Below are 6146 nucleotides of genomic sequence, written 5' to 3'. Positions count from 1 at the left end.
TTCATCTAGTTTCCAATAGAATTGAACCTTTTTATGTTTCTTCTTCCAAATTTGATAGATCAGGTTCCCGTATTCATGAACCCAGCGCATGATGGTTGTCGGATGAACTGAAATTCCACGTTCTCTTAAAATTTCAGAGACATCACGATAGCTTAAAGAAAAACGACAGTAGTAGCCGATGGCTACCAAAATAATATCTTTCTTGAATTGTTTTCCTTTAAAATACCCCATCTGTGATTCTCCTCGTTCCTTTTTCTAGAGTGTAGCCTCATTTAAAAAACTTTGCACCAGAACCYGAAAACTTAGGTTGTACCGTTAATAAGATAATATCAGGCTGATAGTGCTTCCATTTGAACAAATTTCCCTTTTTCATACCGATCACACACCTTTTTTAGAGTAATATTATCAGTATGTCCAAGTTTAGGAGATTACTTGCAAGAGCTTTAGAGTTTTTGCACCAGAACCGAAAAAACCTGTTGATAATATTTCTCAATATAGATTGCGAATATATTTCAGTTAAAATACTCAAAATTCATTTTTTTTAACTTATGATAGATTGTGAACAGTTCGTTTGTATTTATAAATTTTATTTTAGGAAGGGGATATTTTATGAGATTAAAAACTAAGTGTCTATCAGTAGCAGCATTATCTTTACTTACAGTATCTGGAGGAGGATCTGCCTTTGCAGCAGAGCAATCCATTCAAAATGAACAAAAAATGGTTTCAGGTATTATCTATTTAGATAAAGATAAGCCGAATCTACCAATCCATACTTTGGGAGAAAACTTAAAATTAATTACTACTGTAACTTCTGAAGCCCGTCCTCAATCAGGACAAAAAAATCGCTCTAGCGGTAACTTTGCTGTTGAAAGTTTACCATCTGGTACATATGCTTTGAAATGGACAGCACCAGCAGGGGTTTATTTTAATGTAATGCGGGATAAATCGGGAGGGAAAGACCCTGTCGTACTTTCTGGTGTATCTGATGGTACAACGTCATCCCCTACAACATCAAGGTCTTATTATATTGCCAATCCATCAGGTGCATTTAGTGATTTTAACGTTAGTGTATATGCCGTGTATCCTTAAACATATTATGTCTATATAATCCATTTCTTAAGCAATCTCCGTATAAGATATTAAGAAAAACTTATAATCCGAGGTGAATAACAATGAGAAAAATAATACCAAAATATCTATTTATTTGTTTAGCTTCTATTCTAATTTTTACTAGTTTTAGCATAAATACCTCTGCTGTAGTATTAGGTAATGATATAAGAACACGGATAACAAAGACAACAGATTTTCCAAATAGTGCTGTCGTTCATTTGGCTGGGGTATCTAATGTTCAATATGGCTGTACAGGATGGATGGTAGGTCCTAAAACGGTAGTAACCGCTGCGCATTGTGTTAGTGAGGGTACAACATCCATGACAGTATCACCAGGAAAAAATGAAGGTAGTAATCCTTACGGAACAGCAAAAATACGCCAAGTTCATATATCTCCAAGTTACATCGGCCCTGAACGTCCAGCTGATGATTGGGCAGTTATAAATATTGATAAAGATTTAGGAAATCAAACAAGATGGTTTGGATATAATTCAGGTTTACCTAATGGTAGTATTACTGTCACAGGATATCCAGGTGATAAAAGTTACGGTCAGATGTGGACGGGTGTAGGTTCAATTGTAAGGACAGCTAATAATGTAGCATATCATAATGTTGATACATACGGAGGGCAAAGTGGTGCTCCTATGTATGATTACAATTACCAAGTATATGCTATTCATGTTGGTTATAATGGAACGGATCTAAACCGAGGTGCACGAATAACTCAAGAGGTTATTAATGCAATTGAAAGTTTTAAAAGACAGTAAAAGAATTTTAAGTGCTCTTTAGTAGATTATGTGTTAAGTAATAATAGTTAAAAAAAACAGATGCCTTCTGTATGTTAATCCAAAGGCATCTGCTTTTTTATAATTTACATTTATTGAAACAATAAATTCACTTTCCATAACATAACGCCTCTATAATTTACGTTATTTACGGAAGTGGAGGGGTATTCCATTCTGCTCTTTTCCATGGAGCATCCCTAGGATCACCATATTCATTAGAATTCAGTTTATATTCTGGATCACCATAATAGAAAATATCTGGTTTATTCAAATATGGTAGTACTCCCTTTAAAGTATCATTACTATATATAACCCATTGCTGAATGGAATTATCCCCTTCATCTAAACGACCATTGTTTTTTGAGATTTCCCCATTATAACGAATTTGCACACCATCTTCTGATTTCCATTTCATTGCATGTGAGCCTCCATCTACTCCTATAAGAGGATGATTATTATCTTTAGGAATATCTGACCAAGGCTTTATTTTATATCCGTTGTGATTAGATATAAGTAAATGCGTTGGCTCTCCATCTTTTAAGTACACAAAATACTTTTCCCAATCATGTTCATGATCATTAATCCAATCATTATCTGCATAATATAGCCAATACTCATATACTTCATAATTTCCCTTTGTAACACTATGGAAGTATACAGCAGGCCTTTGATCATTTGGGCCTCTATTTTGCCAGCCTGTTGAACCGATTCCAGATACGGATTCTCCAATTTTAAATCTAATCAGATTTTCTTTATTGTGCTCTATATTGTCGTCATAAGATTGAAACCTAAAAGCCTGCGGGAAATTTTGTTCTCCTGAATCAGACCAGTCTGTTCCATCAAATTGTAGTGTAGGTAGAAATTTTGTGGGATCTTGACTTGCTTGTACTGAAGAGGGCTTGCTAGTATTTTCGGCGAATGCTACATTAGCCCCACTTGCTAATACAGCTAAAGAACAAAATATACTTAAATATCCTTTCTTATTCAAAATAAAACCTCCTATTAAATATTTGATAAAAAAGAAGAGTGAAATTCTCGATTTTCAAAATAGTACTAAGTAAGGGAAATCAGTATAATGACCAGTATATATTCTATATCATATAATATATATTGTTAATTTTTAATATTAAAACTAAAAAATTACTATATTCATATTGAGAAATTTTTAAAATAAACTAATAAGGATTCAGTTAAGCGGTGAGTTAACGAAAAAACAAGAGGATGAGGCAATGAATATCACCTTTCCTCTTGTTTTAGGTTTAGTAGTAGCTCCAAAAAGAAGGAATCGTTGGTTCTGTTGCAAAGTATTCGTTATGCTTCACGTGCGATAAAAGGAATCGAAACCGATCATGCCCTCTACAAACAAAGGCGAAGTCTTCAAGTAGACTCCGCCTTTTCGGTGTATCATGAATTGCAACAATTACTAGTAGTCGAATAATCTTTCCCCATACTTTCATGCCTCTGTTTATCTCTTAGGAAACTTTGCAACAGAACCTTTCAAGTCATGATCAATCACCCCAACAAAATACTCACTTAGAGTAATATGTTCTTTTCCAGGACAAGGTTGTTCAATTTGGAACTATGTGGTGATATTCAAAGTTTACAAGAATTTTTTCAGACGTTTTTTTATAACTCGTTTTATTTGACGGTTTCATACCGCATCAACATTGAACCACTTGTTTCGTAAAGCTGGGTTTCTATCAAATTTATGTCGTGACGTGTTTCGATGCTGTCGAAGTAACGTTTTCCGCTGCCCAATATGACCGGATGAATGATGATTCGGAGTTCATCAAGTAGACTAGCATTAATCAAACTTTGAACAAGACCTGCACTCGCGGGCACAATGATATCACCCTTGATTTCTCTTTTCAGCTCCCTTACTTTCGACATTACTTCAGAGTTAAGCAGAGAAATGGTATCATCGTAGTCTCCCCAGTGAATTTCCGTAAGCTCGCGATTATTAGTTACGACAAACTTTTTTGTTTTATTCATGGCATCAGCCCAATCTCCCTCTTGGAACGGCCAATAGCCTGCAAAGCCTTCATATGTGACCCTCCCCATCAAGATTGCTTCAGCCTTCTGGAACATCTCTAAACCATCATTTGTAGAATCAATGATGCCAGGCATCGCCCAGCTTACCATGTTACTTTCTTCGCCTTTCGGACCCGTAAAAATACCGTCCAATGTGTTACTCACGTTTGCAATTATTTTCCCCATATATTCTCCTCGAATATTTTTATGATCTTGCGTATTGGTAAATTGCCCCGATGATAAATTAAAAAAACATCTTCTGAATTAACTTCGATTTACTAACAAATAACCCCTTCTCTTATTCCAGAAAATGGCCCTTTAACGGAATAAGGGGTACGGAAACATGAATCAAGTGTTTTAAAGGTTCTGTTGCAAAGTTTTTAAAAGTAAGCTAAACTTTTGCAAAACAGAGCGAGGAGAATCACAAATGAGATATTTTAAAGGAAAACAATTTAAAAAAGATATTATTTTAGTAGCCGTTGGCTACTATTGTCGCTTTTCTTTAAGTTATCGAGATGTATCTGAACTCTTGAGAGAACGTGGAATATCAGTTCATCCAACAACCATCATGCGTTGGGTTCATCAATATGGAAACCTGATCTATCAAATTTGGAAAAAGAAAAACAAAAATGTACAATTATCGTGGAAATTAGATGAGACCTACATAAAAGTGAAAGGAACATGGTGTTATTTATATCGTGCGATCGATAAAGATGGATACACATTGGATATTCAACTCCGTAAAAAACGTGATCATTTGGCGGCATATGCTTTTATGAAAAGATTGTTAAAAAACTTTGGAGAACCAACGGTTCTCACTACAGATAAAGCGCCCGCATTACTTTGTGCGTTTAAAAAATTAAGAAAAGAGGGATTCTATAAAGAAACTATACATTGCACGGTTAAATATCGAAATAATCTAATCGAACAGGACCATAGACATATAAAGCGACGCTTTGTTAAATCCGCAGGATTTCAAAGTCTTCGTCATGCTTCACGTACAATAAAAGGAATGGAAACTGTTCATGCTTTATATAAACGAAACCGAAATCTGAACCCAGATTTCGGTTTTTCGACGTATGATGAATTATGGAATTTATTAACAAGCGTATAAACTTTAACGACTCATTTAGCTTTGCTTTGTCTATTAGAAAACTTTGCAACAGAACCGGCCAAAACATACGCATGATCATAATATTCTTTAGAGATTCCCAAAGGTTCCCCGCATATTAATTAAATTCACTAAAAGGGGTCACCATATCAAAAAAAGAAAATCGTACATTATCAAGACCTAAATTATAAAAATCCTTAAAAATAAAGGAGAACACATATTATACATGACTAATATGTGTTCTCCTTTTATTCAATTAAAGCGCCCGTTTGTGGAATATCTACTTTAAATATAGGCATCCTGTTACTTGTAGGGTATTTATTCAACTCTAAGGAGCGTGAATTATGACAGAGATATTCGATGAATCTAAGGTTGCGGGTTATGTGCTTCCAGACGAAACATTTCCACGTGAAGTCAAATCTATAACGGAAGTGGGTCGAGTTCTGGGTGGAACCATAGTTCAATTCGGCTTTCATAACCAAAGTGGGCCCGATCATCTGAAGCCCGGTCGCCCGATGGAACAGAGAAAGCGTGTAACTCGACCGGCAGGGGCAAACTGGACTTTTGTCGGGTTAAGCGCAATCAACTGTGCCTTCACTGACGGGAATTTGAGTGCACCTAAAATGCGTGAACGGCCGCTGGGACAACTGCTTGCTGAAACCTGGGTAGAGGGTGACGATATTGTTTGCAAAATGCGGCTCACTGATGGGAACATGGACGACCCATGTTGGATGTATGTCACAGTCAATGTGTTATTTTTTCAACCATAGAACGGGATGAGAATTTTACAGTCCGATCGCAAGGTTGAAAATCAAAGGAATTGATGGAGATCTGTACGCATAGCGAATTCTCCAAGGGCTACCGTTAATCGGTAGCCTTTACTCGTTATTTATAAGTTTTGAAACTATTTGGTTTATGAGATCAAAAAACCGATCTCTACACCTATTCCTATTTTTGTTTTTAACAACCCACCTCCAATAATTTAAACATGAGCTATATAGTAAACAAACTGGTTCTGGTGCAAAGATAAAATAAAAGAGAATATAGCGCATATATTTCTAGCGGAATTGTATTTTATGCTGTTAGTCCAAACAATTGATGGATGAATT

6 protein-coding genes and 3 pseudogenes are annotated in these 6146 nt (G+C 35.6%); 5 read left to right on the top strand and 4 right to left on the bottom strand.

The features are described from left to right. Together AZF08_RS21345 and AZF08_RS30145 are read right to left on the bottom strand one after the other, a co-directional pair. A pseudogene (locus AZF08_RS21345) lies at window positions 1–231 on the bottom strand (IS6 family transposase); the annotation flags it as partial. Between the two features lie 76 nt (window positions 232–307). Next, a pseudogene (locus AZF08_RS30145) lies at window positions 308–382 on the bottom strand (IS6 family transposase); the annotation flags it as partial. 392 nt (window positions 383–774) lie between these two features. Here AZF08_RS30145 and AZF08_RS21340 point away from each other — a divergent pair. Together AZF08_RS21340 and AZF08_RS21335 are read left to right on the top strand one after the other, a co-directional pair. Further along, window positions 775–1089: a hypothetical protein gene (locus AZF08_RS21340; RefSeq protein ID WP_051725990.1), complete on the top strand. Its 315-nt coding sequence runs from the start codon at window positions 775–777 to the stop codon at window positions 1087–1089. Between the two features lie 83 nt (window positions 1090–1172). Continuing rightward, entirely contained in the window at window positions 1173–1877 is a 705-nt protein-coding gene (locus AZF08_RS21335) for a trypsin-like serine peptidase (protein ID WP_051725988.1), read from the top strand. A gap of 166 nt (window positions 1878–2043) precedes the next feature. Here AZF08_RS21335 and AZF08_RS21330 read toward each other — a convergent pair whose 3' ends face one another. Further along, a complete protein-coding gene (locus AZF08_RS21330) occupies window positions 2044–2883 on the bottom strand; it encodes an NPP1 family protein (protein ID WP_033679156.1) in 840 nt (279 codons plus the stop codon). 312 nt (window positions 2884–3195) lie between these two features. Here AZF08_RS21330 and AZF08_RS31485 point away from each other — a divergent pair. Next, window positions 3196–3333, top strand: a pseudogene (locus tag AZF08_RS31485) (IS6 family transposase); the annotation flags it as partial. A gap of 200 nt (window positions 3334–3533) precedes the next feature. Here AZF08_RS31485 and AZF08_RS21320 read toward each other — a convergent pair. Further along, on the bottom strand, window positions 3534–4112 hold the full coding sequence (locus AZF08_RS21320; RefSeq protein ID WP_033679157.1) for a dihydrofolate reductase family protein: 579 nt from the start codon (window positions 4110–4112) through the stop codon (window positions 3534–3536). 241 nt (window positions 4113–4353) lie between these two features. Between AZF08_RS21320 and AZF08_RS21315 the strand changes: the two genes are divergently transcribed. Further along, window positions 4354–5040, top strand: coding sequence for an IS6 family transposase (locus AZF08_RS21315; protein WP_033679158.1), 687 nt, complete (start codon window positions 4354–4356; stop codon window positions 5038–5040). A 341-nt stretch (window positions 5041–5381) separates the two neighbouring features. Continuing rightward, a complete protein-coding gene (locus tag AZF08_RS21310) occupies window positions 5382–5807 on the top strand; it encodes a hypothetical protein (RefSeq protein ID WP_033679159.1) in 426 nt (141 codons plus the stop codon). Window positions 5808–6146 lie beyond the last annotated feature (339 nt).

The sequence above is a fragment of the Bacillus gaemokensis genome (genome assembly GCF_001590835.1).
Classification (GTDB): domain Bacteria; phylum Bacillota; class Bacilli; order Bacillales; family Bacillaceae_G; genus Bacillus_A; species Bacillus_A gaemokensis.
The sequence above is the reverse complement of the archived record's forward strand: the minus strand, read 5'-3'. Positions and strand labels throughout refer to the sequence as shown.

Excerpts from the sequence above, each read along its gene's own strand:
- AZF08_RS21310 (WP_033679159.1), top strand. The coding sequence starts at position 5,382 with ATGACAGAGATATTCGATGAATCTAAGGTTGCGGGTTATGTGCTTCCA.
- AZF08_RS21315 (WP_033679158.1), top strand. The coding sequence starts at position 4,354 with ATGAGATATTTTAAAGGAAAACAATTTAAAAAAGATATTATTTTAGTA.
- AZF08_RS21335 (WP_051725988.1), top strand. The coding sequence starts at position 1,173 with ATGAGAAAAATAATACCAAAATATCTATTTATTTGTTTAGCTTCTATT.
- AZF08_RS21320 (WP_033679157.1), bottom strand. The coding sequence starts at position 4,112 with ATGGGGAAAATAATTGCAAACGTGAGTAACACATTGGACGGTATTTTT.